Annotated in this window: 26 protein-coding genes, 1 tRNA gene and 2 pseudogenes; 9 read left to right on the top strand and 20 right to left on the bottom strand. The window is 68.4% G+C overall.

Translation table 11 applies throughout. The features are described 5' to 3' along the window. Nucleotides 1-40: 40 nt before the first annotated feature. On the bottom strand, nucleotides 41-1,162 hold the full coding sequence (locus ACK4SG_RS04545; protein WP_409600160.1) for an inorganic phosphate transporter: 1,122 nt from the start codon (nucleotides 1,160-1,162) through the stop codon (nucleotides 41-43). 12 nt (nucleotides 1,163-1,174) lie between these two features. Then, nucleotides 1,175-1,801, bottom strand: a complete 627-nt coding sequence (locus ACK4SG_RS04540; protein ID WP_409600158.1) for a DUF47 domain-containing protein — start codon at nucleotides 1,799-1,801, stop codon at nucleotides 1,175-1,177. Nucleotides 1,802-2,069: 268 nt separating this feature from the next. Between ACK4SG_RS04540 and ACK4SG_RS04535 the strand changes: the two genes are divergently transcribed. After that, nucleotides 2,070-3,386, top strand: coding sequence for a hemolysin family protein (locus ACK4SG_RS04535; RefSeq protein WP_409600156.1), 1,317 nt, complete (start codon nucleotides 2,070-2,072; stop codon nucleotides 3,384-3,386). A gap of 18 nt (nucleotides 3,387-3,404) precedes the next feature. Here ACK4SG_RS04535 and ACK4SG_RS04530 read toward each other — a convergent pair. The 4 genes and pseudogenes from ACK4SG_RS04530 to ACK4SG_RS04515 all read right to left on the bottom strand — a co-directional run. Then, nucleotides 3,405-4,148: pseudogene (locus ACK4SG_RS04530) on the bottom strand (putative bifunctional diguanylate cyclase/phosphodiesterase); the annotation flags it as partial. 69 nt (nucleotides 4,149-4,217) lie between these two features. Beyond that, nucleotides 4,218-4,889 (bottom strand): annotated as a pseudogene (locus ACK4SG_RS04525) (diguanylate cyclase domain-containing protein); the annotation flags it as partial. A 650-nt stretch (nucleotides 4,890-5,539) separates the two neighbouring features. Beyond that, entirely contained in the window at nucleotides 5,540-6,472 is a 933-nt protein-coding gene (locus ACK4SG_RS04520; protein WP_409600154.1) for a phosphate/phosphite/phosphonate ABC transporter substrate-binding protein, read from the bottom strand. A gap of 38 nt (nucleotides 6,473-6,510) precedes the next feature. Next, nucleotides 6,511-7,302, bottom strand: a complete 792-nt coding sequence (locus ACK4SG_RS04515; RefSeq protein ID WP_409600152.1) for an RNA methyltransferase — start codon at nucleotides 7,300-7,302, stop codon at nucleotides 6,511-6,513. A 96-nt stretch (nucleotides 7,303-7,398) separates the two neighbouring features. Here ACK4SG_RS04515 and ACK4SG_RS04510 point away from each other — a divergent pair, with 96 nt between their 5' ends. After that, a complete protein-coding gene (locus ACK4SG_RS04510; RefSeq protein WP_409600150.1) occupies nucleotides 7,399-8,220 on the top strand; it encodes an inositol monophosphatase family protein in 822 nt (273 codons plus the stop codon). Nucleotides 8,221-8,316: 96 nt separating this feature from the next. On the opposite strand, the gene secF is transcribed toward ACK4SG_RS04510, so the two are convergent. The 6 genes from secF to ACK4SG_RS04480 all read right to left on the bottom strand — a co-directional run bounded on the left by secF (nucleotide 8,317) and on the right by ACK4SG_RS04480 (nucleotide 14,361). Beyond that, nucleotides 8,317-9,276: a protein translocase subunit SecF gene (gene secF / locus ACK4SG_RS04505; protein ID WP_409600148.1), complete on the bottom strand. Its 960-nt coding sequence runs from the start codon at nucleotides 9,274-9,276 to the stop codon at nucleotides 8,317-8,319. Nucleotides 9,277-9,319: 43 nt separating this feature from the next. Continuing rightward, nucleotides 9,320-11,188, bottom strand: a complete 1,869-nt coding sequence (secD, locus tag ACK4SG_RS04500; RefSeq protein WP_409600146.1) for a protein translocase subunit SecD — start codon at nucleotides 11,186-11,188, stop codon at nucleotides 9,320-9,322. 61 nt (nucleotides 11,189-11,249) lie between these two features. Beyond that, nucleotides 11,250-11,591, bottom strand: coding sequence for a preprotein translocase subunit YajC (gene yajC / locus ACK4SG_RS04495; protein WP_409600144.1), 342 nt, complete (start codon nucleotides 11,589-11,591; stop codon nucleotides 11,250-11,252). Between the two features lie 110 nt (nucleotides 11,592-11,701). After that, the gene (gene tgt, locus ACK4SG_RS04490) at nucleotides 11,702-12,829 is read right to left on the bottom strand and encodes a tRNA guanosine(34) transglycosylase Tgt (RefSeq protein ID WP_409600142.1); all 1,128 of its coding nucleotides are present in this window, start codon (nucleotides 12,827-12,829) and stop codon (nucleotides 11,702-11,704) included. Beyond that, nucleotides 12,826-13,866 carry a tRNA preQ1(34) S-adenosylmethionine ribosyltransferase-isomerase QueA gene (queA, locus tag ACK4SG_RS04485; protein ID WP_409600707.1) on the bottom strand — a complete coding sequence of 347 codons (1,041 nt, stop codon included), beginning with the start codon at nucleotides 13,864-13,866 and terminating at the stop codon, nucleotides 12,826-12,828. Before queA ends, tgt begins: the two co-directional genes overlap by 4 nt. A gap of 63 nt (nucleotides 13,867-13,929) precedes the next feature. Continuing rightward, a complete protein-coding gene (locus ACK4SG_RS04480) occupies nucleotides 13,930-14,361 on the bottom strand; it encodes an Lrp/AsnC family transcriptional regulator (protein ID WP_409600140.1) in 432 nt (143 codons plus the stop codon). Between the two features lie 139 nt (nucleotides 14,362-14,500). Between ACK4SG_RS04480 and ACK4SG_RS04475 the strand changes: the two genes are divergently transcribed. Both ACK4SG_RS04475 and upp read left to right on the top strand, forming a co-directional pair. Next, a complete protein-coding gene (locus ACK4SG_RS04475) occupies nucleotides 14,501-15,994 on the top strand; it encodes an aminotransferase class III-fold pyridoxal phosphate-dependent enzyme (RefSeq protein ID WP_409600138.1) in 1,494 nt (497 codons plus the stop codon). Between the two features lie 88 nt (nucleotides 15,995-16,082). Next, nucleotides 16,083-16,715 (top strand): uracil phosphoribosyltransferase, encoded by a 633-nt coding sequence (gene upp / locus ACK4SG_RS04470; protein ID WP_072755202.1) that lies wholly within the window; start codon nucleotides 16,083-16,085, stop codon nucleotides 16,713-16,715. A 4-nt stretch (nucleotides 16,716-16,719) separates the two neighbouring features. Here upp and ACK4SG_RS04465 read toward each other — a convergent pair whose 3' ends face one another. The 7 genes from ACK4SG_RS04465 to rsmD form a co-directional block, all read right to left on the bottom strand. Next, entirely contained in the window at nucleotides 16,720-17,106 is a 387-nt protein-coding gene (locus tag ACK4SG_RS04465) for an MAPEG family protein (RefSeq protein WP_409600136.1), read from the bottom strand. A gap of 9 nt (nucleotides 17,107-17,115) precedes the next feature. After that, a complete protein-coding gene (locus ACK4SG_RS04460; RefSeq protein ID WP_409600134.1) occupies nucleotides 17,116-18,006 on the bottom strand; it encodes an MBL fold metallo-hydrolase in 891 nt (296 codons plus the stop codon). 25 nt (nucleotides 18,007-18,031) lie between these two features. Then, entirely contained in the window at nucleotides 18,032-19,765 is a 1,734-nt protein-coding gene (gene ggt, locus ACK4SG_RS04455) for a gamma-glutamyltransferase (RefSeq protein ID WP_409600132.1), read from the bottom strand. Beyond that, on the bottom strand, nucleotides 19,762-20,022 hold the full coding sequence (locus ACK4SG_RS04450) for a YfhL family 4Fe-4S dicluster ferredoxin (RefSeq protein ID WP_409600130.1): 261 nt from the start codon (nucleotides 20,020-20,022) through the stop codon (nucleotides 19,762-19,764). The genes ggt and ACK4SG_RS04450 overlap by 4 nt, the downstream gene beginning before the upstream one ends. Nucleotides 20,023-20,090: 68 nt before the next feature. Beyond that, the gene (locus tag ACK4SG_RS04445; RefSeq protein ID WP_409600128.1) at nucleotides 20,091-20,579 is read right to left on the bottom strand and encodes a hypothetical protein; all 489 of its coding nucleotides are present in this window, start codon (nucleotides 20,577-20,579) and stop codon (nucleotides 20,091-20,093) included. Between the two features lie 60 nt (nucleotides 20,580-20,639). Then, nucleotides 20,640-21,140: a pantetheine-phosphate adenylyltransferase gene (gene coaD / locus ACK4SG_RS04440; protein WP_409600126.1), complete on the bottom strand. Its 501-nt coding sequence runs from the start codon at nucleotides 21,138-21,140 to the stop codon at nucleotides 20,640-20,642. Further along, complete coding sequence (rsmD, locus tag ACK4SG_RS04435) at nucleotides 21,137-21,679, bottom strand: 16S rRNA (guanine(966)-N(2))-methyltransferase RsmD (protein WP_409600705.1); 543 nt, start codon at nucleotides 21,677-21,679, stop codon at nucleotides 21,137-21,139. The genes coaD and rsmD overlap by 4 nt, the downstream gene beginning before the upstream one ends. On the opposite strand from rsmD, the gene ftsY reads away from it, so the two are divergent. Genes ftsY through ACK4SG_RS04415 form a run of 4 tightly spaced genes read left to right on the top strand, consistent with a single transcriptional unit; the run spans nucleotide 21,575 to nucleotide 25,553 of the window. Further along, nucleotides 21,575-22,921, top strand: coding sequence for a signal recognition particle-docking protein FtsY (ftsY, locus tag ACK4SG_RS04430; protein ID WP_409600703.1), 1,347 nt, complete (start codon nucleotides 21,575-21,577; stop codon nucleotides 22,919-22,921). The genes rsmD and ftsY overlap by 105 nt on opposite strands. Nucleotides 22,922-22,957: 36 nt before the next feature. Then, nucleotides 22,958-24,238, top strand: coding sequence for a hypothetical protein (locus ACK4SG_RS04425; RefSeq protein WP_409600124.1), 1,281 nt, complete (start codon nucleotides 22,958-22,960; stop codon nucleotides 24,236-24,238). Further along, entirely contained in the window at nucleotides 24,235-25,287 is a 1,053-nt protein-coding gene (mutY, locus tag ACK4SG_RS04420) for an A/G-specific adenine glycosylase (protein WP_409600122.1), read from the top strand. Before ACK4SG_RS04425 ends, mutY begins: the two co-directional genes overlap by 4 nt. Next, nucleotides 25,284-25,553 carry an oxidative damage protection protein gene (locus ACK4SG_RS04415; protein ID WP_409600120.1) on the top strand — a complete coding sequence of 90 codons (270 nt, stop codon included), beginning with the start codon at nucleotides 25,284-25,286 and terminating at the stop codon, nucleotides 25,551-25,553. Before mutY ends, ACK4SG_RS04415 begins: the two co-directional genes overlap by 4 nt. Here the strand turns inward: ACK4SG_RS04415 and ACK4SG_RS04410 are convergent. Then, on the bottom strand, nucleotides 25,535-25,966 hold the full coding sequence (locus ACK4SG_RS04410) for a DUF6491 family protein (protein WP_409600118.1): 432 nt from the start codon (nucleotides 25,964-25,966) through the stop codon (nucleotides 25,535-25,537). The genes ACK4SG_RS04415 and ACK4SG_RS04410 overlap by 19 nt on opposite strands. Before the next feature lie 157 nt (nucleotides 25,967-26,123). Here ACK4SG_RS04410 and ACK4SG_RS04405 point away from each other — a divergent pair. After that, a tRNA-Phe gene (locus tag ACK4SG_RS04405) sits at nucleotides 26,124-26,199 on the top strand. The last annotated feature ends 35 nt before the right edge of the window (nucleotides 26,200-26,234 follow it).

Raw genomic sequence — 26,234 nt, 5'->3', positions numbered from 1 at the left:
CACTGGCCGGCGTTTTTGTTTGTCAGATGCGCATGGCGCCTCAGGACCAGCCCAGCGCCTCCAGCAGGCGCAGCAGGCCGTAGGCGATGCCGCCGGCCGCCGGGAGGGTGAGGATCCACGCCCAGACGATGCGCTCGATCACACCCATCTTCAGCGCGCGCGGGTTCTTGGCGAACCCCACGCCCATGATGGCGGTGGAGATGCTGTGGGTGGTGGACACCGGCATGCCGAAGTGGGCCGCCACGGTCAGGATGGTGGCCGAGCTGGTCTCCGCGGCGAAGCCGTTGATCGGGTGCAGCTTCACCATCTTGTGACCCAGCGTCTTGATGATGCGCCAGCCCCCCATTGCCGTGCCCGCCGCCATCACCAGCGCGCAGGTCACCACGATCCAGCCGGCGATGCCCTGCGCATCCCCACTGCCGGGATGCAGGAACGACAGCCAGGCCGGCAGGTCGTTGAGCGTGCCGCTGGCCTCGGCGCCGAACAGGGTCAGGGCGATGATGCCCATCGTCTTCTGCGCGTCGTTCTGGCCGTGGGCATAGCCCATGTACGCCGCAGAGAGGACCTGCGCCTTGCCGAAGAACTTGTTGATGAAATGCGGCCGCGCCAAGCGCCCCGGCAGACCACCGATGCGCGCCAACCCGGCGATGATCGCCCACAGCAAGACCATCACCAGCACGCCCAGCAGGAACCCCGCAAGCGGCGAGCTGACCATCGGCAGGATGACCTTCCACAGCAAGCCCTTGTTCTTGGTCCAGTCCCCCACTGTCTCCGACCACACCAGCACGTGGAAGTCGTTGTGTGCAGCGGCCAGCGCGGCGCCACACAGGCCGCCGATGAGCGCGTGCGAGGACGAGGACGGCAGGCCCTTCCACCAGGTGATCAGGTTCCAGACGATGCCACCCAGCAGCGCGCACAGGATGACCTGCGAGGTCACCTGGATCACGTCGGTGTCGATCAGCCCGGAGGCGATGGTCTTGGCCACCGCGGTGCCCATCAGCGCACCCACCAGGTTCATTGCTGCGGCCAGCAGCACCGCCTGCCAGGGCAGCAGCGCCTTGGTGGCCACCACCGTGGCGATGGAATTGGCGGTGTCGTGGAAGCCGTTGATGAACTCGAAAACCAGGGCGGCCAGCACCACCACCAGGACAAGCGTCAGCATGACCTTGCCCCGTCAACTGTTCTTGAGGACGATCTGGTAGGCAACCACGCCAGCCTCGCGGCAGCGGTCGATCGCCTTCTCCAGGATCTCGAAGAATTCCTTCAGCAGGAACATCTGCAGGCTGTCCAGCCTGCCGGAGTAGATCTCGCGGTACAGCTCCAGCATCAGGCGGTCGGCCTCGTTCTCGATCGAGCGCAGCTTCTCGTTGAGCGCCCTCATGCGGTCCAGGTTCATCCGCTCCAGCTCGCCAACCATCTGCACCACCACCGCGGCGGCCTGCTCCAGCATGGCGGCACGCGGGGCGAAGTCGATGTGGGCCAGGTGCTCGGTGGCCAGCGCATAGCGGTCCGCGAACTTCTCGATCTGCTTGGGGATCTTGTGCAGGGCCGAGCCCAGCGCCTCGATGTCCTCGCGCTCGATCGGGGTGATATAGCTGTCCACCAGCGCCTGGCTGATCTTCTCGGCGGCGGTGCGCTCGCGCAGGCGGGCCAGCTTGAAGGCGTCCAGCGCCGGCTGGCGGTCGGCCTCGCGCATCATGGCGTGCAGCGCTTTGGCGCTGTCGTGGGCGGCGGCGGCGGCATCGTCCAGCAGCGCGTAGAACTGCGCGCCGGACCCGAAGATGGTTTGGAGGGAGAACATGGGCGTTCCGGAGGTAGATGAAAATCAGGTTGCGAAAATACTTCCCAATTATGACGCTTAGGTGACAAACCCTGTACCCGCCCGTCGCACGCCCTCCCGCCGGGGCAGCGGAGCGGCCCTGCTATGATGCGCTCGCGCCTCCGGCGCAGCCCATGGACGACCATCCCCCGCCGCCGCCATGCCCCTGCCCCGCCGCGCGTCCTGCCGCGGCGGCGCGCTGTGCCGCGTCCCGCCCCCCTCTTCTTCCGACTGCACCCGGTGATCTCCCGTGCTGGAATTGCTGCTGATCGTCTTCGCCCTGATCCTGCTCAACGGCTTCTTCGCTCTGTCGGAGATGGCGGTGGTCACCTCGCGCAAGGCGCGGCTGAAGCAGCAGGCGGACAGCAGCCGCGGTGCCCGCAAGGCCCTGGAACTGGCCGAACACCCCGAGCAGTTCCTGTCCACCGTGCAGGTGGGCCTGACCCTGATCACCATTCTCACCGGCATGCTGGGCGGCGATGCGATCGGCGGCCTGATCGGCGCCTGGCTGGCCGCCCATGCGCCGGCACTGGGGGACTACGCCAGTCCGCTGGGCAAAGTGCTGGCGGTCGGCCTGATCACCTACCTCAGCATCGTGCTGGGTGAACTGCTGCCCAAGCGGTTGGCGCTGCTGGCGCCCGAGCGTGTCGCCGCCGCAGCGGCGCTCCCCATGCACTGGCTGTCGCGGCTGGCCAGCCCGGTGGTACTGCTGCTCAGCGCCACCGTGCGCGGCTTGCTGAAGCTGCTGGGGGCAGGTGGTGGCGGTGGCTCGCAGATCACCGAAGAGGAAATCCAGCTGCTGGTCAGCGAAGGCCACGAGCAAGGCGTGTTCGACCTCGATGAACGCAACATGCTGAACCGGGTGATGCGCCTGGGCGACCGCACCGCCGACAGCCTGATGACCCCGCGCACCAGGATCGCCTGGCTGGATGCCTCCGCCCCGCTGTCGGAGAATCTGGCGACGATGCAGGACAGCGCGTTCTCGCGCTACCCGGTCTACCGCGGCGACGACAGCGACGTGGCCGGTATCCTCGAGGTCAAGACCCTGCTGGACGAACTGGGCCGGCCGCAGCCGGATCTGTTTCGCGACCTGCGCCCGGCACTGTTCGTGTCCGAATCCACCCACGCCATGAAACTGCTGGAGATCCTGCGCGAGGAACAGCAGTCGATGGCGCTGGTGGTGGACGAGTATGGCGACATCCAGGGCCTGGTGACGGTCAGCGACATCGTGGACGCGGTGATCGGCCGCCTGCAGTCCGGTGGCGAGGGGACCGGCGAAGAGGCGCTGGTGGTGGAGCGCGAGGACGGCTCGCTGCTGGTCGATGGCGGCCTGCACGTGGAGGAACTGCGCGAGTTGACCGGCGAACGCCTGGCCGACGCCGAGGAACTGGAATACCGCACCGCCGCTGGCCTCGTCATCGCCCACTTCGGACGCATCCCGCACGTGGGTGAGTACGTCCGGATCGGTCCCTGGAGGATCGAGGTCGTCGACCTCGACGGCCCCCGCATCGACAAGCTGCTGCTGCAACGCGACCCGCCGGGCAGCCGGATCGACGGCGACGATTGACCGGGTTGAGCCCGGATCTCAACCCAGCAGGCGCACGAATTCCTGCCCGCCCATCGGGTGGCCCAGCCAGTAGCCCTGCACCAGATCGCAGTCGCGCTCGCGCAGCAGGTCGAACTGGCCCGCGCGCTCCACGCCCTCCGCCACCACGGTGACGCCCATCGAGTGCGCCATCGCGACGATGGCGCTGGTCAGCGCCAGGTCGTCCGGGTCGCGCAGCAGATCGGTGATGAAGCTGCGGTCGATCTTCAACCCGTCCACCTGCACGCGCCGCAGGTGGCTGAGGCTGGAGTAGCCAGTGCCGAAATCGTCCAGCCACACCTTCACGCCCATCTGGCGCAAGCGGCCCAGCAGCACGCCGGCATTGGCTTCGTCGCTGATCACCGCCGTCTCGGTCAGTTCCAGATGCAGGCGCTCCGGCGCCAGGCCGCTCTGCTGCAGGGCATCGGCCACCTGCTTGAGGAGGTCGCCGCTGCGCAGCTGGCGCGCGGACACGTTCACCGAGACGAAGGGCGGCTCGCCCGCGCCCGGCGGCACTGGCCAATTGGCGGCCTCGTGGCAGGCATTGCGCAGCGCCAGCAGGCCGATCGCCTCGATCAGGCCACTCTGCTCGGCGACGTCGATGAACACCGACGGCGCCACCGCACCATCGTCGGGGTGGTTCCAGCGCAGCAGCGATTCGGCGCCGACCAGCACGCGGTCGCGGGTGCGGTAGATCGGCTGGTAGACGAGGGTCAGCTCGCCGCGCTCCCATGCCCCGCGCAGGTCATGCTCCATGCGCACGCGCCGCTCGATGGCCTGGTCCATGGTGCGGCTGTAGAAGCGGTAGCAGTTCTTACCCGCCATCTTGGCCTGGTACATGGCGATGTCGCCGTTCTTCATCAGCAGCGAGGCGCTGCCGGCATCGTCCGGGAAGATCGCCACGCCCACCGACGTGCCCAGCAGCACCTGCCGGCCGTGCAGCAGCATCGGCTCGCTCAGTGCCATCACCAGCGCCTCGGCCAACTGGATGGCCTTGCCGCGCACATCGACATTGGGCCCGGGCCCCGAAGGCTGCAGCAGGATGACGAACTCATCCCCGCCGAAACGCGCCACCAGCGTATCCGCGTCGCCGATGTCCTGCACCGCGCGCTCGATGCGCGCGGCCACCTGCAGCAGCACCTCGTCGCCCGCCTCGTGGCCCAGGGTGTCGTTGACCCGTTTGAAGTCGTCCAGGTCGGCGAACAGCAGGGCCAGCTGGCTGCCGGTGCCCTGGTGTTCGCGCAGCCGCTGCTCCAGCGACTCGCGGAATGCCAGCCGATTGGCCAGCCCGGTCAGGGCATCGCTGTAGGCGACACGGCGGATGTCGCGGTCGTGGCGGGACACGCTCTCGCGCATGCGGCCGAACGTGCGGATCAAATCGCCCAGCTCGTCCTTGCGCCGACTGTCCGGCACGGGTGAGTCGAAGTCACCGGCCTCGATCTGGCGGGCGGCGTCGCCCAGCATGCGGATCGGGTTGACCAGCATCCGCTGCAGCAGCGCGGCTCCCACCAGCGCGACCACGCCAAAGCCGCAGCACAGCAGCAGCAGCCAGTCCAGGCTGCGCCGGTTGACCGCCTCGAACCCGGAACGCAGGCCATCCAGCGCGCGCTCCTCGGCACGCCTGACAGCCGTCATGGAATAACCGATGCGCACACCGCCCAGCCGATCGTCGCCAATGGTGATGGGGTACGACACGTCCAGCAGCGCGTCGGTCTGCCGGGTATGCGGCCCGTTGGCCGCGATGATCTCGGCAGCAAGGGGGTCGTCCATCGGCTGGCCGTAGGCGGCGATGTCGCCCGAGCCATCGTGCAGGATGCGTCCCTGGGAATCGTAGACCAACACGTAGTCCACGTCGGGCGCGCGCAACGCGCTGCGGGTCAGATCCCCGACCGCATCCAGATCGAAGAAATACAGCGGATTGGCCAGCGCGTCGGCCAGTTGCCGGACCTGCGCCTCGCCGGCTGCGCGCATCTGCTCGGACAGCAGGCCGTGGGTGCTCTGGCGGGCGATATCGATGATCTCGCGCTGGCTGCCCTGCTGGCGCTGCCAGAGCAGCACCATCATCAGCACCACGATCCCCAGCACCACCAGGATCCCGACCTGGAACCGCAGCTGCAGGTTGAGCCCGGAACGCTTCATTCGACCTCCGACCGCAAGCGCTGCATGCCAGTGGCAAGCTGATCCAGCGCGCGGCGGTCGTCATCGGTGATGGGCACGAATCGCGTGGTATCCGCGAAGCGGCGCAGCGCCTCGCCCGCATCCGGATCCTGCGCGGCCTCCAGCAATACCTGCTTCAGGCGCGCTTCCACGCGGGGATCCATGCCGCTGCGCGCCAGCATCAGGGCGCGCGGAACATCCCAGGAGCGGCCGATTACGCGGAAGTCCTGCGCGAAGGCAGGTGGCATCCGTGCCGGATTGTCCCAGTCCAGGTTGCTGAGCACGCCGGCGTCCACCAGGCGCTTGTGCACCCAGGTGGTGATGTTCAGTTCGGTGCGCGCGAACACGTAGCCGACGCGGCCCGGTGCAGGCTTGTCCATCGGCGAGAGCAGCAATTCCAGCGATTGACCCTCGTCCAGCAACTGCACGGCCGGCAGGTAGTAGGCGCTGGTGGAGTACGGTCTCTGGAACGCCACGCTGCGGCCGGACAAGTCCTTCAGGGACTGGACGGGGCTGTCGCGGCGGACGAAAAACACGCTGTGGTAGCGGGTGGCACCATCACGCTCGGTGACCAGGAACGAATGCGCCACGCCGCGCCTCTCGAGCAGCGCGGCATTGCCTGCGGTTTCGTTGATCCAGTCCACCCGGCCACGGCGCAGGTAGCTGCTCATCTGCTGCAGGTCTTTGGCCATCAGGATGCGGCCGCTGCGGATGCCGACCGAGGCCATCCGCGGGATGACATAGTCCAGCAGCGGCTTGAGCTGGTCGTAATGCGCCTTGGGGTCATCGCTGACCCGGCCCAGCACCAGCACGCTGGCGTCATCGGCGGGTGGCGCTTCCTGCGCAGGGGCAGGCGCCCCCCACGGCAGCAGGCCGAGCAGGCAGATCAGCGCTGGCAGTAAATGGCGCATGGACGCGAACACAGCCCCCTTGTCTTCGTCCTGCGAGGCTAACCGATTTTCGCGTTGCCGGACGCCTCGCCGGCCAGCCGGGCCATCCGTTGGGCATCGGCCAGCACCCCGCGCAGCAGGCGCACCTCGGCGCTGTCCAGGTTTGCGCGCAGGTACAGCCGGCGCAGCTTGCGCATCGCGGACTCGGGGGCGCGGCCCTTGTGGAAATCGATCTGCTCCAGCGTCTCGGCCAGCTGGCCAAACAACCCTTCCAGTTCCGCGTGCGACGCGGCGCCTTCGCCCGGCGGCGGGGTCCATGCGGCCCCTACCGCACCGGCCTCCTCGCCCAGCAGCGCGCAACGCAGCTCATAGCTGACCACCTGCACCGCCGCCGCGAGATTCAGGGAACTGAATCCCGGGTCCGAGGGGATATGTACCGTCGCATGGCACAGCTGCAGCTCCTCGTTGTCCAGCCCGGTCCGCTCGCGGCCGAACACCAGGGCGACCGGCCCACTGGCGGTGGCCGCCACCGCCCGGCGCGCGGCCTCGCGCGGATGCAGCTGCTCCAGCTGGATGCGCCGGCTGCGGGCGGTCGCGCCCAGCACCCAGCGGCAGTCGGCCACGGCCTCGGCCAGGGTGGCGAAGACAGGCGCCGCCTCCACCAGGTCGTCGGCGCCGGCGGCCATGGCATGGGTATCGCGGTCGGGTGCTTTCTCGGGCGCCACCAGCACCAGTTGGCGCAGGCCCATGGTCTTCATGGCCCGCGCCGCGGAGCCGATATTGCCGGGATGCTGGGTGCCAACCAGCACGATGCGCAGCCGGTCGGCCGCATTGGGGGGCGATGCATTCATGTGCGAATGGTAAACTTTGCAGACCGGCCCCGGCGCCGGCCCCGCTCTTTTCCGCCGTCGTCCCCTGTTTCCTCACGTCATCGAGGCGCGTTCGCCATGCAAAAACCCGTCGTCAACGTCATGGTCAAGGCAGCCCGCGCGGCCGGAGGCGTGCTCCTTCGCAACATGAACCGCCTCGACGCGATCAACGTGGTCGAGAAGGACCGGCTGGACTACGCCAGTGAAGTGGACGAGCAGGCCGAACAGGCGGTGGTGAAGGAACTGCGCCGCGCCTTTCCGGACGCGGCGTTCCTGGGCGAGGAAGGCGGCGCGCAGGGCCGCAAGGGCGGCGCGCTGTTCGTCATTGATCCGCTGGACGGCACCAGCAACTATCTGCACGGCTTCCCGCACTGGTGCGTGTCGATCGCCATGGTCGAACAGGGCGAAGTGCAGCACGGCGTGATCTTCGACCCGCTGCGCAATGAGCTGTTCACCGCCAGCCGCGGCAGCGGCGCGGTGCTCAACGACAAGCGTATCCGCGTGTCGGGTCGCAAGGATCTCAACGGCGCCATGCTGGCCACCGGCTTCCCGCCGCGCGAGCGCGAACGCGCACCGGCCCAGCTGGAATGCGTGCGCGAGCTGCTGCGCAGTGCCGAGGACATCCGCCGCACCGGCTCTGCCGCGCTCGATTTGGCCTATGTGGCCTGCGGCCGCAGCGACGGCTACTTCGAGGCCGGCCTGAAGCCGTGGGACATCGCCGCCGGCATCCTGCTGGTGCGCGAAGCCGGTGGCCGCGTCTGCGACTTCCGCGGCGCGCAGACCGGCCCGCTGGACGCACGCGGCATCCACGGCCGCCAGCTGGTGGCCGGCAACCAGAAGCTCAGCGCGGAGCTGCAGAAGATCATCGTGCAGTCTGGCTACGCCGCCGCGTTTGCCTGAGCCCGCCAACCCCGCCCCAGAACAGAACGGCCGCGCAGTGATGCGCGGCCGTTTTCTGTCTGGAGGGAACGCCGGCCGGTAGCAGCCGGCCGCCTGTCACGGCCGGCGAGCAAGCTCGGCGTGATCCTTCGCCTTGGGCAACAGGTCCTGCTTGTTGACTTTCTGCATCAACAACAGCGGGCAGCCGATGAAGATCGACGACAGGGTGCCGAAGACAACACCGATGATCTGGGATTCGGCCAGGCCGCGCAGCGACTCGCCGCCGAACACATACAGCGCCAGCATGCTCAGGAACGCCACGAACGAGGTGATCACGGTGCGCGACAGGGTCTGGTTGATCGACTTGTTCAGAACCTCCACCGGCTCGGCGCGCATGCTGCGGAAGTTTTCGCGCACGCGATCGAACACCACGATGGTGTCGTTGATGGAAAAACCCATGACCGCCAGGATGCCCGCCAGCACGTTCAGATCGAATTCGTGCCCGGAGATGGCAAACCAACCACATACCAGCACCACGTCGTGGAGGGTGGTAAGGATCGCAGCCACCGCGAATTTGAATTCGAACCGGACCGAGACGTAGACCATCAGGCCGATGACCATGAAGATCACGGCATACAGGCCGTTGATGGCCAGGTCGCGCCCCACCTGCGGGCCGACGAAATCGCTCTTGGTGATCGTGACCGGATTGTCCGCGCTGTCCACCGCCCTGAGCACATCGTTTGCACTGCCGTGCCCGGCCTGCATGCGCACCAGCAGATCATTGCGCGAACCGATGCGCTGCACTTGCGCGCCCGCGATGCCCGCTTTTTCGATCTTCGCGCGGACCTGGTCCACCTCGACCGGCTTGCTGAAATGCAACTCGGTGACCGTGCCACCCGTGAAATCCAGCGCGTAGTTGAAGGTGCGCGAGGGATCAAAGTGCCCACCCGGGAACGAATTGACCACCATCACGCCCACCGAGAACAGCGCCAGCAGCGCGGCGATCGTGAGGGACAGCCAGCCGTACCGCATGAAGCGGATGTTGGCGTCATAGGGGAATAGGTTGAACGGTTTCATCCTGCAATCCTGTCGGTAGCCTGGCGTTCGGTGCCGGCGTGCTTCAGATGGAAATCGACTTCGGCTTGCGGCGGAAGCCATAGACCAGCGCGGCCAGGCCATGCGAGACCGATACCGCGGTATACATCGAGGTGGTGATGCCGATGATCAGGGTCACGGCAAACCCCTTGAGCGGGCCGGTACCGAAGGCAAACAGCGCCACGCCGGCAAGGATGGTGGTCAGGTTGGCGTCGAGGATGGTGTCGAACGCACGCGCATAGCCTTCCGCAATCGCCTTCTGCGGTGGCAATCCCAATCGCAACTCCTCGCGGATGCGCTCGTTGATCAGCACGTTGGCGTCCACCGACATGCCGACCGTCAGCGCGATGCCGGCCAGGCCGGGCAAGGTGATGGTGGCGCCGATGATCGACATGATCGCCACCACCAGCAGCAGGTTCAGCCCCAGCGCAAGGCAGCTGATCACGCCGAACACGCGGTAGTAGATCACGAAGAAGACAAGGGTGAAGGCAAACGAGAACCCGACCGCCATCAGGCCGCTGCGGATATTCTCGGCGCCCAGGCTGGGGCCGATGATGCGCTCCTCGACGAAGTCCATCGGCGCTGCCAGTGCACCGGCGCGCAGCAACAGGGCCAGGTCGGCCGCCTCCTTCATGCTTTCAAGGCCCGTGGTCTGGAACTCACGCCCCAGGGTGCCCTGGATGGTGGCTACCGAGATCACCTGCTCGCGGACGCGGGTGGTGCGCACCTCACGGCCATCGACCATGCGCACTTCGGGGATGCGCTCGATGTAGACCACCGCCATCGGCTTGCCGACGTGGGCGCTGGAATAGTCGAACATGCGCTGTCCGCCGGCGGCGTTCAGGCGTACGCGTACCGCGGGCGTTCCCGACTGCGAGTCGAAGAATGCCGATGCGGTCTGCAGCTGCTCGCCAGAGGCGATCACGCGCTTGTTCAGCAGGATCGGGATTGGCTTGCCGTCCGGCCCGACCTCCTTGCGGTAGTAGATCCGGGCTTCCGCCGGAACATTGCCGGAGTCGCGCGCCTCGATCGCGTTGCCCTCCACCACGCCGCGGTATTCGAGGGTGGCAGTGGCGCCGAGGATACGCTTGGCCTGAGCGGTATCCTGCACGCCCGGCAGCTGCACCGCCACGCGATCCGTGCCCTGGCGCTGGATGATCGGCTCGGCGACGCCCAGTTCGTTGATGCGGTTGGCGAGGGTGCCGATGTTCTGCGCCACCGCATCGGTGATCGCCTTGTCCAGCTCCGCCTGCGGGATCTGGACGATGATGCTGTCGCCCGAGACAGAAACCCGGTACGCCGGCATGCTGGCGCTGATCAGGCGCTCCGCTTCACCCGGGTCCTGGCCGCTGGCCAACTTGGCAACCACCGTGTTGTTCCCGGCCGGCTCGACCGAGATGTAGCGCACATGCTTGTCACGCAGCAGTCCGCGGATGTCCTCGGCGGTGGAATCGAACAGCTTGTCCAGCGCTGCCTTGCGGTCGATCTGCATCAGGAAGTGGACGCCGCCCTGCAGGTCGAGGCCCAGCAGCATGGGCTTGGCGCCAATCGCCGACAGCCAGGCCGGCACGTTCGACGCCAGATTCAGTGCCACCACGTAATCGCTGCCCACGATCTCGCGCAGGGCCTCGGCCGCACGCGATTGGTCATCGGGGGATGCCATGCGAACCAGCAGATTGCCGTCCTTCTGCATCTCGATCTTCTTCGGCTGCAGATGGGCGGCCTGGAGGGCCGCCTCGACCCGGCCCCGGAACGCAGCGTCGATGGTCGCGCCCCGGTTGGGGGTGATCTGCACCGAAGGGTCCTGCGGATACAGGTTCGGGATCGCGTACAGCGTGCTGACAATCAGCACCAGCACTGCAATGGCGTATTTCAGGCGGCTGTAGACAAGCATCGTAAAACCCTAGTTGGCGGCGGCCGCCAAACCCTCGGACATCGGTTGAAAACGAAGCGGATCAGGCGGACTTCAGCGTGCCCTTGGGCAGGACGCTGGCGATGGCACCCTTCTGCACGCGCAGCTGCACGCCGCTGGCGACTTCCACGGTGATGAAGGCGTCGCTCAGGCCCACCACGGTGCCGGCGATGCCGCCGCTGGTGATGACCTCATCGCCCTTGGCCAGCTTGTCCAGCATCGCCTTGTGCTCCTTCTGCCGCTTCATCTGCGGGCGGATCATCAGGAAATACATGATCGCGATCAGGAGGACCGGGAACAGCAGGGTGGACATCATGCTGGGGGCGGCGGGCGCGCCGGCGGCCTGGGCATGCGCGACGGGGATCAGGAAATCGAGCGGGTTCATGGGGAATCCGTATCCGTGAAAACAAAAGGGCTGGCCGAGGCCAGCCGCGGATTATGCCACGGGTTGCCCCTGCCCCCCCGCCGGGTCAGCCGGCAGGGAGCGGCCGTGGGTCAGCCGCGGCGTGCGGCGTAGAAGGACTGGCGGAAGTCGGCGAACGTTCCCGCCGCGATCGCGTCGCGCATCTGCGCCATCAGCCGCTGGTAGTAGCGCAGGTTGTGCAGCGTACCCAGCACCGGGCCCAGCATCTCGTTGCAGCGGTCCAGGTGGCGCAGGTAGCTGCGGCTGAAGCCGCCGGCGCAGGCCACGCAGTCGCAGCCCTCCTCGATCGGGCGCAGGTCGTGCTCGTACTGGCTGTTGCGCACGCGCACCACGCCGGTGGAGGTGAAGAAATGGCCGTTGCGGGCGTTGCGGGTGGGCATCACGCAATCGAACATGTCGATGCCGCGCGCCACTGCCTCCACCAGATCCTCCGGGCGACCCACACCCATCAGGTAGCGCGGGCGATCCTGCGGCAGCTGCGGACAGGTATGGTCCAGCATGGCGTTGCGCTCGTCCTCGCTTTCGCCTACCGCCAGCCCGCCCACGGCGTAGCCGTCGAAACCGATCTGCTGCAGCCCCTCGGCCGACACCGTGCGCAGGTCGTGGTGCACGCCGCCCTGGACGATGCCGAACAGCGCCGCGTCGTTGCCTTCGTGCGCCCTCTTGGAGCGTTCGGCCCAGCGCAGCGACAACTCCATCGACTTCTCGACCACCCGGCGGTGCACCGGCTGGCCGTGCTTGTCGTTCACCGGCGGGCACTCGTCGAAGATCATCACGATGTCGCTGCCCAGCACCTTCTGGATGTGCATGGACTCCTCGGGGCCGAGGAAGACCTTGCGGCCGTCGGTGGGCGCGGCGAAGGTCACGCCGTCTTCGGTGATCTTGCGGCGGTGCGCCAGCGAGAACACCTGGAAGCCGCCGGAGTCGGTCAGGATCGGCCCATCCCAGCGGGCGAAGCCGTGCAGACCGCCGTGCGCCTCGATCACCTCCAACCCCGGCCGCAGGAACAGGTGGAACGTATTGCCAAGGATGATCTGGGCACCCAGGTCGCGCACCTGCTGCGGCAGCACGCCCTTCACCGAGCCGTAGGTACCCACCGGCATGAACGCCGGGGTTTCGATGACCCCGCGCGGGAAGGTGATGCGGCCGCGGCGGGCCGCGCCGTCGGTCTTCAACAGCTTGAAATCCATGCGACTCATGCGCCGGCCTCCTGCGGCCACAGCAGCATGGCGTCGCCGTAGCTGAAGAAGCGGTAGCGCTGGCGCACCGCGTGTTCGTAGGCCGCGAAGATGCGCGCCTTGCCCGCGAAGGCGGAGACCAGCATCAGCAGCGTGCTTTCGGGCAGGTGGAAGTTGGTCATCAGCGCGTCGATGCTGCGCAGGCGGTAGCCCGGATAGATGAAAATGCGGGTGTCGCCGGAGAACGGGCGCAGCTGGCCGTCCACCAGCGCGCTCTCCAGCGCGCGCACCACGGTGGTGCCCACCGCGATCACCCGGCCGCCGGCCGCGCGCGTGCGCCGCACCTGCTCCACCAGACCCTCGCCCACATTGATCCACTCGCTGTGCATACGGTGGGACTGGACATCCTCCACCCGCACCGGCTGGAAGGTGCCCGCACCCACGTGCAGGGTGATGTGCCCGATCCCGATCCCGCGTGCCTGCAGCGCCTCCAGCAGCGGCGCGTCGAAATGCAGGCCGGCGGTGGGCGCCGCCACCGCGCCGGCCTCGCGGGCGAATACGGTCTGGTAGCGCTCGGCGTCGGCCCGGTCCGGACGACGCGCGATGTATGGCGGCAACGGCAATTGGCCGGCCTCCTGCAGCCAGTCCTCCAGCGCGCCGTCCACGTGGAAACGCAGTTGCCAGAAGCCGTCATCCAAGCGGGCCAGCACCTCGGCCTCGCCGCCGGCATCCAGTGCAATACGGCTGCCGACCTGCGGCGGCTTGCTCACGCCCAGCTGCGCGCGCGCCTCGGCACCGGGCAGCAGCCGCTCGATCAGGATCTCGACGCGCCCGCCCGTGGCCTTCTGCCCGAACAGCCGCGCCGGGATCACCCGGGTATCGTTGAACACCAGCAGGTCGCCGGCGCGCAGCAGCGACGGCAGGTCGCGCACATGGCGGTCCTCCAGCGCGGCGGCGCCCGGCGGCACGTGCAGCAGGCGGCTGGCGGAACGCTCGGCCAACGGCGCCTGTGCGATCAGCTCGGGCGGCAGATCGTAGTGGAAATCGGAGGTCTTCAACGGCATGCAGGGGCGGCTTGGGACCGCGCATTGTAGGGCGGCCCCGCCGGCGCCGCCCGCGCCTCAGCGCTCGAACTTGGTGGACAGGATGATCGAGGTGTTGGTGCGCTCCACCCCGTCGATGGCGCCGATGCGGTCGGTCAGCACGTCCATCTCGCCCACCGTGGCGGTGACCGCCAGCGCGATCAGGTCATTGTCGCCGCTGATCGAATACAGCACGCGGACCTCGTGCATGGCCTGCAGAGCCTTCACCACCGCGGTCATCTGCTTGGGCCGCAGGGTGATCAGGATGTGGGCGCGGATGCGGTTGCGCTCCAGCTCGTCGTCGATGCGCACGGTGTAGCCGCGGATCACCCCCTGCTGCTCCAGCCGGGCGATCCGGTTCTGCACGGTGGTGCGCGACAATCCCAGGCGGCGGGCGATGTCGGCGGTGGCGGCGCGGGCGTCCTCGCGGAGCAGGGACAGCAGCTGTTCGTCTGCAGCGGAAATTCGCATATCGCCGGATGGTAACGTCGATTTGCCCAAAATGCCCGTCGATCGAGTCGGATCCACCCTACCGAATGACGCCAATCCCGGGATAATGTCGGTTTGGCCGGCCGCCGCCGCGGCCAAGGCATCCGACGGGAGACCCTCCATGCGCCTGATCGACACCCTCGCACCGCTGCGCGCCCACGGTGGCATGCGCACCACTGGTTTGGACGACGCCACCCTGCTCGACTTCGCCGCGCGCGACCCGCAACTGGCCGAAGCCGTGGTCGCTGCTGCCGCCGAATACGAGCGCGTGCGCGTCGAGTTCCCCGAGCTGCTGGCGCTGGACGAGGACGCGCAGGCACGCCAGGTGCAGGCCGGCTTCGTCAATTTCTATGCCGCTGACGCCACCAACCCCTACGTGGCGCTGGCCGCCCGCGGCCCGTGGATCGTCACCCTGAAGGGTGCGGTGCTGTACGACACCGGCGGCTACGGCATGCTGGGCCTGGGCCACACCCCGGCAGCAGTGATCGAGGCGATGGCCAAGCCGCAGGTGATGGCCAACATCATGACCCCCAGCATTTCGCAGCTGCGCTTCGCGCGGGCGATGCGCCAGGAGATCGGCCAGACCCGCGGCGGCTGCCCCTACACCGCTTTCATGTGCCTGAACTCCGGCTCGGAATCGGTCTCGCTGGCGTCCCGCATCGTCGATGCCAACGCCAAGACCCAGACCGACCCGGGTGCGCGCCACGCCGGCAAGAAGATCAAGCGCCTGGTGGTGAAGGGCGCCTTCCACGGTCGTACCGAACGCCCGGCGCTGTATTCCGATTCCAGCCGCAAGACCTACATCCAGCACCTGGCCAGCTTCCGCGGCGAGGACTCGGTGATCACCGTGGCCCCGTATGACCAGGACGCACTGCGCAAGGTCTTCGCCGATGCCGACGCCAACGGCTGGTTCATCGAGGCGATGTTCCTGGAGCCGGTGATGGGCGAAGGCGACCCGGGTCGCAGCGTGCGGGTGGACTTCTACGTGCTGGCCCGCGAGCTGACCCGCGCCCACGGCAGCCTGCTGCTGGTGGATTCGATCCAGGCCGGCCTGCGCGCCACCGGCTACCTGTCGATCGTGGACTACCCCGGCTTCGAGGCCACCGAGGCGCCGGATCTGGAGACCTATTCCAAGGCCCTCAACGCCGGCCAGTACCCGCTGTCGGTACTGGCGGTCAGCGCCACCGCGGCCGACATCTACAAGCGCGGCCTGTACGGCAACACCATGACCGCCAACCCGCGCGCACTCGATGTCGCCTGCGCAGTGCTCAGCCAGATCACCCCGGCCCTGCGCGAGAACATCCGCGAACGCGGCCGCCAGGCAATCGCCCTGCTGGAAGCCCTGAAAGCCGAACTGAACGGCCCGATCACCAAGGTGCAGGGCACCGGCCTGCTGTTCTCCTGCGAACTCACCAAGGAGTTCAAGGGTTACGGCGCCGGCTCCACCGAGGAGTGGATGCGCGAGCACGGTATCGGCGTGATCCACGGCGGCGAGAACTCGCTGCGCTTCACGCCGCACTTCGCCATGACCGAGGACGAACTGAAGCTGGTGGTCGGCATGGTCAAGCGCGCGATTCTGGAAGGTCCGCGCGTGGCGCAGGCCGCTGCGGCCTGAGCCTGACATCACGCTCTGCCACACTGCCGGGGCGGCCAGATGGCCGCCCCGTCTGTTTTTACGCGGGCCATCCCGCTACGCTGGCGGCATGAAAACCGTCGTCGTCGATCATCCACTGGTCCGCCACAAGCTCGGCAAGCTGCGCGACATCCAGACCGATCCGGTGCATTTCCGCCAGATCGCCGGTGAAGTGGCCAGCCTGCTGGCCTACGAGGCCACCCGCGACCTGCCCACCGAGCCGATCACGGTGCAGACTTGGGCGGGACCACTGGCGGTCGAACACGTGCGTGGCGAGGCCCTCACCCTGGTGCCGATCCTGCGCGCAGGCCTGGGCTTCCTGCCCGGCGTGCAGGCGCTGCTACCGGCTGCACCGGTGAGCGTGATCGGCTTGCGCCGCAACGAAACCACGCATCGGCCCGAGGGCTACTACCAGCGCCTGGCGGACCGCATGGACGAGCGCATCGCCCTGCTGATCGACCCGATGCTGGCCACCGGCGGCAGCGCCATCGCGGCCATTGCCATGCTCAAGCAAGCCGGTTGCCGGCGCATCAAATGCCTGTTCCTGGTCGCCGCACCGGAAGGGCTGGCGGCCCTGGAGGCGGCGCATCCGGATATCGAGGTGTTCGTGGCCGCCATCGACGAACGGCTCGACGAGAACGCCTACATCCGCCCCGGCCTGGGCGATGCCGGTGACCGACTGTTCGGGACGCCGGTGGACTGAAAGATCAGGGCAAGGCCAGCCACACCCCGGCCAGCGCCATCAGCAGCAGCACCAGCCAGGTCAGGGCCGTCCCCCAGAAGCGCCCGAACGAATACCCGCCGGTACGCGACAACCCCACCGCGTGCATCACCCGCGCCACCAGCAGGGTGCCGCCCAGCGCCCAGACGGCCAGCGGCGCCAGGCCGTTCATCTCCAGCAGGGCGAGCAGCAACAACGCCATTGGCACGTGCTCGACGAAGTTGGCATGCACCCGGATCTTGCGGGCCAGTTCCTTGTCACCCCCATCGCCCAACCCGATCTTGTGGGCGTGGCGATGACGCGAAATCGGCGCCAACAGCGCCAGCAGCAAGACCGTGTGCAGGGCGGCAAACAGCAGAGCGATCCTGGGCATCGGAAATCCTCAGGCGGCCAACAGGCGGGCGTGCAGGTCGGCGTGCTCGTGCGCGGTGGCAAAGCGCCCCTTGTCGTCGCGCACCACCTGCGCCAGCGCGCAGCCGGGGTCGTGGGTGAAGAACAGGTGGACGTTGCGCGCCAGCTTGTCGTCCAGAAACGCGCGCTTTTCCTCGATCAAGAGCTCGGGATAGCGGTCGTAGCCCATGGTGATGGGCACGTGCACCCACGGCCGGCCGGGGATCAAGTCGGCGCAGAACACCACACCGCCGTGCGGCTGGCCATCCACCGTCTCCGGCCCGGTGATCTCCGCCAGCAGCAGCCCCGGCGTGTGGCCGTCGCTGTGGTGGAAGCGGACGCTGCCACCCAGCGCGCGCGAATGATCGCCCTCCACCAGTTCCAGCCGGCCGCTGGCCTGCAGCAGCGCCGGAAGTTCCGGGATGAAGCTGGCGCGATCACGCGGATGCGGGTGCAGCGCGCGCTGCCAGTGCTGCGCACCCACCACGAACGTCGCATTGGGAAACAGCAGTTCCGGCGCACGCCCTTCCGCCCATGGCGCCAGCAGGCCGCCCGCGTGGTCGAAGTGCAAGTGACTGAGCACCACCACGTCGATGTCTTCGTGGCTGAAGCCCGCCTGTGCCAGCGAGTCCAGCAAGACGTGGCGGTCTTCCACCACGCCGTAGCGTTCGCGCAGCGCCGGCGGGAAGAACGCGCCGATGCCGGTCTCGAACAGCACGGTCTTGCCGTTCAGCGGGCTGGCCAGCAGGGCGCGACAGGCCAGATCGATGCGGTTGTGGGCATCGACCTGCACCCAGCGCTCCCACAGCGCGCGCGGGGCATTGCCGAACATGGCACCGCCATCGAGTTTTTGGGAGTTGCCAAGGATCGACCAGAGCTTCATCGCACCCACTCCTGCCCGCAGGCCTTCAATGCGACACCAGGACAGCCGCCTTGCCGACTTCGTTGCGGGGATCGCTGCCGCCACGCAGCGCATCACTGCGGCGATCCCACTCCACCGTCTGCAGGTTGCCCCAGACGTGGCTGGAACCGCGCCCGCCTTCGGCTTCGGCAGGCGGCAGCTCCAGGGCATGGCCCATCGCGCGCAGCTTCGCCGCGGCCTCGGCGGAAATCGCCCTCGGCTCGGCATCGATCACGTCCGGCAGCCATTGGTGGTGATAGCGCGGCAGCGCCGCGACCTGCTGCGCATCCAGCCCGGCGTCGTAGCCCAGGATGCCCAGCAGCACCATGGTGATGATGCGGCTGCCACCCGGGGTACCAAGCGCTACCACCTTGTCCGGCGATTCCATGAAGGTGGGCGTCATCGAGCTGAGCATGCGCTTGCCCGGCTTGGGCGCATTGGCCTCGTAGCCCATCACGCCGAAGGCATTGGGGGTACCAGGCTTGAGCGCGAAGTCATCCATCTCGTCGTTGAGCAGCACGCCGGTGCCTGGCGGAATCAGCCCGGAGCCGTACAGCAGGTTGACGGTCTGGGTGGCAGCCACGCGGTTGCCTTCGGCATCGATGATCGAGAAATGCGTGGTCTCCTCGTCTTCCAGCGGGGTCGGCTGGCCGGAGAGAAGATCGCTGGGTGTGGCGCGGCCGGGGTCGATGCCGGCGCGCAGCCCGGCGGCATACTCCGGCGACAGCAGCAGCCGCTGCGGGATTCCCACGAAATCCGGGTCGCCCAGGTAGAACGTGCGGTCACGGAACGCGCGCCGCATCGACTCCACCACCATGTGCACGCGCTCGGCCTCGGGCATCGCCTTGAGGTCGTAGGGCTCCAGGATCTGCAGCATCTGCGCCAGCGCGATGCCGCCCGAGGACGGCGGCGGCGCGGTGGTGATGGTCCAGTCGTGGTAGCGGAAGCGGATCGGCTCGCGCTCCTTGACCTGATAGGCAGCCAGTTCCGCCAGCGTCCACTGCCCGCCGGCGGCATTCACGCCCGCCACCAGGCGCTTGGCGGTGGTGCCGCGGTAGAAGCCGTCAAAGCCCTGCGCGGCAAGGCGCTCGAGCGTGGCGGCCAGATCCGGCTGGCGGAACAGGTCGCCCTCGGCGATCGGCTTGCCATTCGGGGAGAACACCGCGCGGGTGCCGGGGTAGCGGTCCATCACCTTGCGCTTCACCGCGTAGCCGCGCGCCATGCGGGGATAGACCGGGAAGCCGTCGCGAGCGATGCGGATGGCCGGCGCCAGCGACTGCGCCAGCGGCAGCTGGCCGTAGGTTTCCGCCACGTGCACCAGCATTGCCGGCAGGCCGGGGATGCCGGCCGACCACGGGCCGTTCTGCGCGCGGTCGGGATCGAGGTTGCCGTTCTTGTCGAGGAAGCGCTCGGGTGTCGCCGCCGCTGGCGCGGTTTCGCGCCCATCGATGAACACATCGCGCCCGCTGCGGGCGTCATGCAGCAGCCACATGCCGCCCCCGCCCAGGCCGGAGCTGATCGGCTCCACCACCGACAACACGGCCGATACCGCCACTGCGGCGTCGAAGGCGTTGCCGCCCTTACCGAGAATCTCGATGCCGGCATCGGTGGCCAGCGCATGCGCGGAGGCCACCGCAGCGCCTGGCGGATGCGCTGGCGTAGCAGGTGCCTGCGCGGCAGGCGCGGCCAGCGCCGAGAGCAGCAACAGGCAAGCGAGGATCAAGGGCGCGATTCGCTTCATTCCGTTACTCCTTGCTGGCGCAGACCGGCCAACTTGGCCAGCAGCTGCACCTCCGTCTCAGGATGGGCGGGGTCGGGGTCGATGCACTCCACCGGGCAGACCGCCACGCACTGGGGTTCATCGAAATGGCCCACGCACTCGGTGCACAGGGCGGGATCGATCACGTAGATCTCGGGCCCCATCGAGATCGCCTTGTTCGGGCAGACCGGTTCGCAGACGTCGCAGTTGACGCAGAGCTCGTTGATCTTCAGCGACATGGGAGTTCATCGGCCCGGATATCGGCCCGCATGCCGGCCCTGCAGGACCGGCATGCGCGACGTCCTGCTTACTTCGCCTCTTCGAAAATGTATTCGACGCCAGCCGGTTCGACCGCCGCCTTGACGCGCTCGCCCAGGATCGGGGTGCCGATGAAGACCACCTTGACGCCCTTCATGGTGCCAGGGCCCACCTGCTTGAACGCGGTCTCGATCATCTCGACCTCTTTTTCCGGCTCAGGCGAAGCAAACACCAGCATGTTGCCCTCGGTGATGCCGCGGCCCAGATCCTGCTCCAGCTTTTCCAGCTGGCGCTCGTACTTGCCACCGAAGTCCTCGGTATCGGCCTTCGGCAGGAAATACACGAACGGGCTGTTGGTGATGCCGCCCATATGCGGGACCAGCTTGTACTGCAGGTAGGGGATCCAGTCCTTCTGCTCGCCACCGGCCGGCAGCGGGACGGCGGCCACCGCCTCGGTCTTGGGGGCTTCTTCCTTCTTGCAGGCAGTAAACGGCAGCGCGAGGCAGGCGACAACGACAAAGCGGGACAACATGTTCATGGGCATTTCCCCTGGCTTGGCAGTGGCGGTGAAAACAACGTCAGGATGCGGCGAATGGATTCATTTCGATCCACCCCGCCATTGCGCTTCGAGCGCCGCCGCCACCGCGGCGGGCACGAAGCCGGACACATCGCCGCCAAGGCGCGAAATCTCGCGCACCAGCGACGATGAAATGAAGCCGTATTGCTCGGCCGGGGTCAGGAACAGCGTCTCGACCTCCGGGATCAGGTGGCGGTTCATGCTGGCCATCTGGAATTCGTATTCGAAATCGGACACCGCCCGCAGGCCGCGCAGCAGGACGCCAGCGCCGATATCGCGGACGAAGTGGGCCAGCAGCGAATCGAATCCGCGGACTTCCACGTTGGCGTGGTGGGCCAGCGCCTGCCGGGCCAAGTCCACGCGCAATTCCAGCGGCAGGGCCGGGCCCTTGGTCGGGCTGGCGGCAACACCGACCACAAGGGTCTGGAACAGCGGCGCCGCCCGGTTCACCAGGTCCAGATGGCCGTTGGTGATGGGATCGAAGGTGCCGGGATAGACCGCCGTGCGTGCTGCCACGCTCATGTCGTCGTCGAACCGCCGCTGTCCAGTGAGGCTGCCAGTGTACCCCGCCGGTACAGGGCATAGCGCACGTCGCGGGTACCGCCCTCGCGATGCAATACCCAATCCGACGGCAGGGCCGGCGCATGGCCGGCCGGGCTTTCGAGATAGAGCCAGGCGTCCGCGGCCAGCCGAGCCGGCAGCGCCGCCAGCACCGCGGGCCACAGCCCGGCAGCAAAGGGGGGATCGACGAAGGCGATGTCCCACGGGGCACCGGCGTCCTCGCGCAGGAACGCCAGCGCATCGCCCTGGCGCACGGCCACCCGGCCGTCGGGGTCCAGCCGCGCCGCCGTGGCCGCCAGCGTCTGCGCCAGCCGGGCATCGGCCTCCACCAGCTGCACCCGCGCGGCCCCGCGCGACGCCGCCTCCAGCCCGAGGGCGCCGGTACCGGCGAACAGATCCAGCACGCGCGCCCCCGGCAGGACCGGCTGCAGCCAGTTGAACAGGGTCTCCCGCACGCGGTCGGAGGTGGGCCGCAGGCCCGGCGCGTCGGGCACCGGCAGGCGCGTGCCGCGCCAGCGGCCGGCGATGATGCGGACGCTGCCGGGCCGCATCGCAGCGGCGTTTCCACGACGGGCGTTCATGGGGGCGACGGGAGGGCGGGTGCTACCATGCCCGCCATTCTCCGCTATTCCCCCGGCCACATGGTCAGCTGGTTCCGCCGTAAGAAACCCGACGCGCAAACGCCCACGCCGGATGCGGCCCCGCCCCACGTTGCGGATCGCGACCCGGCCCAATCGCCTTGGGTGGCAGCCGCAGAATCCGCCCCGGCGCCGGCCACCGCCGTACCCAACCCACCGGCGCCGCCCGAGCCCGCCCCACCCGGCAAGCCCGGCTGGCGCGAACGCCTGCGCGGCAGCGCGCTGGCCCGCACCTTCAGCGGCCTGTTCTCGCGCAACCCCAAGCTGGACGATGCGCTGCTGGACGACATCGAAACCGCCCTGCTCACCGCCGATGTCGGCGTGACGGCCAGCACCGCGCTGGTGGAATCGCTGCGCAAGCGCATGAAGGCACGCGAGTTCGCCGACGCCAATGCGCTGCTGCAGGCACTGCGCGCCGACCTGATCGCCCTGCTGGTGCCGGTGGCGAAGCCGCTGCAGATCGACGCGACCAAAAAGCCCTTCGTGCTGCTGACCATCGGCGTCAATGGCGTCGGCAAGACCACCACCATCGGCAAGTTGGCGCGCCGCTACAAGGACGAGGGCCGCAGCCTGATGCTGGCCGCCGGCGACACCTTCCGCGCCGCAGCGGTGGCCCAGCTGCAGGCCTGGGGCGAGCGCAACGGCGTTGCCGTGGTGGCGCAGGGCCAGAATGCGGACGCCGCATCGGTGGCCTTCGACGCCCTGCAGGCAGCGAAATCGCGCGGCATCGACGTGCTGATCGCCGATACCGCCGGCCGCCTGCACACCCAGGGCGGCCTGATGGACGAACTGGCCAAGGTTGCCCGCGTCCTGAAGAAGCAGGATGCCGAGGCGCCGCACGAAGTCCTGATGGTGATCGACGGCACCACCGGCCAGAACGCCATCAACCAGGTGCGCAAGTTCAACGAGAAGATCCCGGTGACCGGCCTGGTGGTCACCAAGCTGGACGGCACCGCCAAGGGTGGCGTGGTGTTCGCGCTGGCCCGCGAATTCGGCATCCCGATCCGCTATGCCGGCATCGGCGAACGACCGGAGGACCTGCGGGTGTTCGATGCCGAGGCCTTCGTCGATGCGCTGCTGCCCGCCGAGCTGGGCCAGGCCTGACACGCCCGCGCGGTCATCCATGGACCAGCCGACGCCGTGACGACCGCCCCGGCCCCCAACCCGCCGGCAGCGCGTCGGCACCGCTGGCTGCAACGGGCCGCCCTGCTCCTCGCGCTGGCCCTCGGCCTGGCACTGCTGGCCGGCTGGCTGCTGCAGCCGCAGCGCGCGGGCCGGCTGCTGCTGGCGCTGGCCGGGAACGCGCTGGCGCTGGATGTAAGCGCAGGCAGCATCGATTACCGCCTGCGCGGCACCCCGCAACTCGTACTGGACGACGTAACGGCCCAGCGCCCCGGGGATGCCGTGGCACTGCTCCGCGCGAAGCGGGTCTTCATCGCCCTGCCGTGGCGCACCCTGCGCACGCGCGGCGCCGACCTGACCGTCCGGCGCATCGAACTGGACCAGCCGGTGCTGGACCTGCCGGCGCTGCAGCGCTGGCTGGCCAGCCGTCCACCCAGCGCTACGCCACGCCTGCCCACCCTGACCGACGGCCTGCACGTCACCAGCGGACGGATCGACAACGACGACTGGCGGATTGCTGACGTCGGCATCGACGTCCCCGCCCTGCATCCGGACAAACCGCTGCGGCTGGCGATGCAAGGCCGCTACCTCGCCCGCGGAATGACCCTGCCGGCAGATCTCTCGCTGGTGCTGGACACGCCCAAGCGCCTGCTGGACCGGCAACCCGCGGGCCTGCGCGCCCAAGGCACGCTGGTGCCGGCAGGCGATGACTGGCGGATGCCGGTGCGCGTCGTCCTCACCGGCCCCCTGCGCCTGGGCCGCGACTCGGTGCTGCTGCAGCCTGCCACGCTGGGCCTGGCCGGGCGCTACCGGTCCGGGCCTGCTGCCACCGCGTTCCGGCTGGGCCTGCACGGCCCGCTGGCCTTCAACAACGCCACCTGGCGGATGGTCCCGGCGACCGTGGTTCTGGCCGGTGATGCCAACGTTCCCACCGCGCATGCACGCGGCAGCCTATCGATCGGCTCGACGCTCAACCTGCGTCTTCACGGCGCCCTGGCAGACTGGCCCGCCGGCTGGCCCGCGTTGCCGGCGCCGCTGTCGGCTTCCACCGCACCCCTGCCCTTCATGCTGGACTACCGCGGCGCGATCGCGCTGACCGACACCGCATCGCTGACGCTGCGCCGCAACGCCACCGCGCTGGCCGCTCGTTTCCGGCTGCCGGAAGTACTGGCGTGGCTGGACGCAGGCAGCCAGGGCTCGCCGCTGCCGCCGCTGGCCGGCACGCTGTCCACGCCGCGGGTGACGCTCGATGGCGTGACGCTGGACGGCGTCGAGCTCGACCTGGACGACGCGCCGTGACGGATGCTTCCGACATCGCCCCGCGCCTGCTCGCCTGGTTCGACCGCCACGGCCGCCACGACCTGCCCTGGCAACACCCGCGCACGCCGTACCGGGTCTGGCTGAGCGAAATCATGCTGCAGCAGACGCAGGTATCCGTGGTCGTCGGCTACTTCAACCGCTTCATCGATGTGCTGCCGGACCTGCCCGCCCTGGCCAGCGCACCGCAGGACCAGGTACTGGCGCTGTGGTCGGGCCTGGGCTACTACGCCCGCGCCCGCAATCTGCACGCAGCGGCGAAGCTGTGCGTGGCGCGGCACGGCGGCAACCTGCCGCGCGACCTGGACGCACTCGTGGCACTGCCCGGCATTGGCCGCAGCACCGCCGGCGCGATCCTGTCGCAAGCCTGGAACGACCGCGCGCCGATCCTGGACGGCAACGTCAAGCGCGTGCTGTGCCGGGTCTTCGGCATCGACGGCTGGCCGGGCCTGCCGGCCGTCGAAAAGCAGCTGTGGTCGATCGCCGAGCGCCTGCTGCCCTCCGCGCGGCTCGCCGACTGGACGCAGGCGCAGATGGATTTTGGCGCCACCCTGTGCAAGCGCGCCAACCCGGCTTGCGCGATCTGCCCGCTACAGGATGTTTGCGTCGCGCGCCGCGAGGGCCGCATTGCCGAACTGCCGGCCGCCAAGCCAGGCAAGCCGCTGCCGCAGCGGGAAACCCGGATGCTGCTCATCGAGGACAGCGACGGCCGCGTGCTGCTGCAGCGGCGCCCCCCCACCGGCGTGTGGGCTGCGCTGTGGTCATTGCCGCAACACGATGACCTGGCGGATGCGCAGGCATGGTTCGAGCAGCACCTCGACGGCGACTTCATGGACGCCCGCCCCCTGCCCCCGCTGGAGCACGGCTTCTCCCACTACCGGCTGCGTATCCATCCCCGCCGGATCATCGTCAGCGGCCTGCGCGCAGCCATCGGTGATAATGCCGACCTGCGCTGGGCAACCCGCCCGGACCTTGACGCCATCGGCCTGCCCGCGCCGGTGCGCAAACTGCTTCAGGAGCGAACCACATGACCCGCAAGGTGCACTGCGTGGTGGACGGCATCGACACCGACGGCCTGGACTTCCCGCCGTGGCCCGGGGCCGCCGGCAAGCGCGTGTTCGAGCAGGTGGGCAAGCCCGCCTGGCAACGCTGGCTGGCGCACCAGACCATGCTGATCAACGAGAACCGGCTCTCGCCCTTGAACCCGGAGCACCGCGCCTTCCTTGAACAGCAGATGCTGAAGTTCCTGTTCGAGGGCGATACGGCGCGCCCGCCGGGTTACGTGCCGGAGGGCTGAGCCACCGCGCCTTCCCGACGCGCGCGCTCCGCGTCCCGCAGCGCCTTCACGTCCAGCGGGCGGATCTCCTGGATCATGCAGCTCAGCTGCGATCCCGACACCACCACCTTGTCCAGGCGCGAGAGCGTCATGCCGTTGAACGAGGACAGCCCAAGGAAGGGCGAACCTCTGTTCCATGCCAAACACGGCCCGGAGAGCGTGAGCAGCCAGCTTTCGTTGGGCCGCATCATCAGGACCACGTGCTGGTCGTCGATACGGTCCCATCCCATCGGCTCCAGGTAGCGGATCTGGTTCACCGGCGCGCCGGCATGGGCTTCGTACAACGCGAGGCGGTCGGCGTCACTGGGACGGGTGCTGGCGCAGCCGGCCACCAGGCTTAGCGTTGCCAGCAGGGGAAGCAGCAGTGTCTTCATGGCAGATCTCCTTTGCGGGCATCATGCGCACCCGATGATCCACCCGTCCACCCGAACGCCGGCTTAGCCGCACCCCACCCCGGCCAACGCTGCAGACGAAGGAACCACTTGCCGAGCCCCGCCGCAGCCCGTATCATGCGCGGCTCGCGATGCCCATGGCCGGGTAGCTCAGTTGGTAGAGCAGGGGATTGAAAATCCCCGTGTCGGGGGTTCGATTCCCTCCCCGGCCACCACCATTCAACGCCCAACCTATCTCGGTTGGGCGTTT

This window comes from Thermomonas sp., from assembly GCF_046293095.1.
Taxonomy (GTDB): Bacteria; Pseudomonadota; Gammaproteobacteria; order Xanthomonadales; family Xanthomonadaceae; genus Thermomonas.
The sequence above is the reverse complement of the archived record's forward strand: the minus strand, read 5'-3'. Positions and strand labels throughout refer to the sequence as shown.

Coding starts and splice junctions, on each gene's coding strand:
- ACK4SG_RS04545 (WP_409600160.1), bottom strand. CDS start 1,162: ATGCTGACGCTTGTCCTGGTGGTGGTGCTGGCCGCCCTGGTTTTCGAG.
- ACK4SG_RS04540 (WP_409600158.1), bottom strand. CDS start 1,801: ATGTTCTCCCTCCAAACCATCTTCGGGTCCGGCGCGCAGTTCTACGCG.
- ACK4SG_RS04520 (WP_409600154.1), bottom strand. CDS start 6,472: ATGCGCCATTTACTGCCAGCGCTGATCTGCCTGCTCGGCCTGCTGCCG.
- ACK4SG_RS04515 (WP_409600152.1), bottom strand. CDS start 7,302: ATGAATGCATCGCCCCCCAATGCGGCCGACCGGCTGCGCATCGTGCTG.
- ACK4SG_RS04510 (WP_409600150.1), top strand. CDS start 7,399: ATGCAAAAACCCGTCGTCAACGTCATGGTCAAGGCAGCCCGCGCGGCC.
- secF (WP_409600148.1), bottom strand. CDS start 9,276: ATGAAACCGTTCAACCTATTCCCCTATGACGCCAACATCCGCTTCATG.
- secD (WP_409600146.1), bottom strand. CDS start 11,188: ATGCTTGTCTACAGCCGCCTGAAATACGCCATTGCAGTGCTGGTGCTG.
- yajC (WP_409600144.1), bottom strand. CDS start 11,591: ATGAACCCGCTCGATTTCCTGATCCCCGTCGCGCATGCCCAGGCCGCC.
- tgt (WP_409600142.1), bottom strand. CDS start 12,829: ATGAGTCGCATGGATTTCAAGCTGTTGAAGACCGACGGCGCGGCCCGC.
- ACK4SG_RS04480 (WP_409600140.1), bottom strand. CDS start 14,361: ATGCGAATTTCCGCTGCAGACGAACAGCTGCTGTCCCTGCTCCGCGAG.
- ACK4SG_RS04475 (WP_409600138.1), top strand. CDS start 14,501: ATGCGCCTGATCGACACCCTCGCACCGCTGCGCGCCCACGGTGGCATG.
- upp (WP_072755202.1), top strand. CDS start 16,083: ATGAAAACCGTCGTCGTCGATCATCCACTGGTCCGCCACAAGCTCGGC.
- ACK4SG_RS04465 (WP_409600136.1), bottom strand. CDS start 17,106: ATGCCCAGGATCGCTCTGCTGTTTGCCGCCCTGCACACGGTCTTGCTG.
- ACK4SG_RS04460 (WP_409600134.1), bottom strand. CDS start 18,006: ATGAAGCTCTGGTCGATCCTTGGCAACTCCCAAAAACTCGATGGCGGT.
- ggt (WP_409600132.1), bottom strand. CDS start 19,765: ATGAAGCGAATCGCGCCCTTGATCCTCGCTTGCCTGTTGCTGCTCTCG.
- ACK4SG_RS04450 (WP_409600130.1), bottom strand. CDS start 20,022: ATGTCGCTGAAGATCAACGAGCTCTGCGTCAACTGCGACGTCTGCGAA.
- ACK4SG_RS04445 (WP_409600128.1), bottom strand. CDS start 20,579: ATGAACATGTTGTCCCGCTTTGTCGTTGTCGCCTGCCTCGCGCTGCCG.
- coaD (WP_409600126.1), bottom strand. CDS start 21,140: ATGAGCGTGGCAGCACGCACGGCGGTCTATCCCGGCACCTTCGATCCC.
- ACK4SG_RS04415 (WP_409600120.1), top strand. CDS start 25,284: ATGACCCGCAAGGTGCACTGCGTGGTGGACGGCATCGACACCGACGGC.
- ACK4SG_RS04410 (WP_409600118.1), bottom strand. CDS start 25,966: ATGAAGACACTGCTGCTTCCCCTGCTGGCAACGCTAAGCCTGGTGGCC.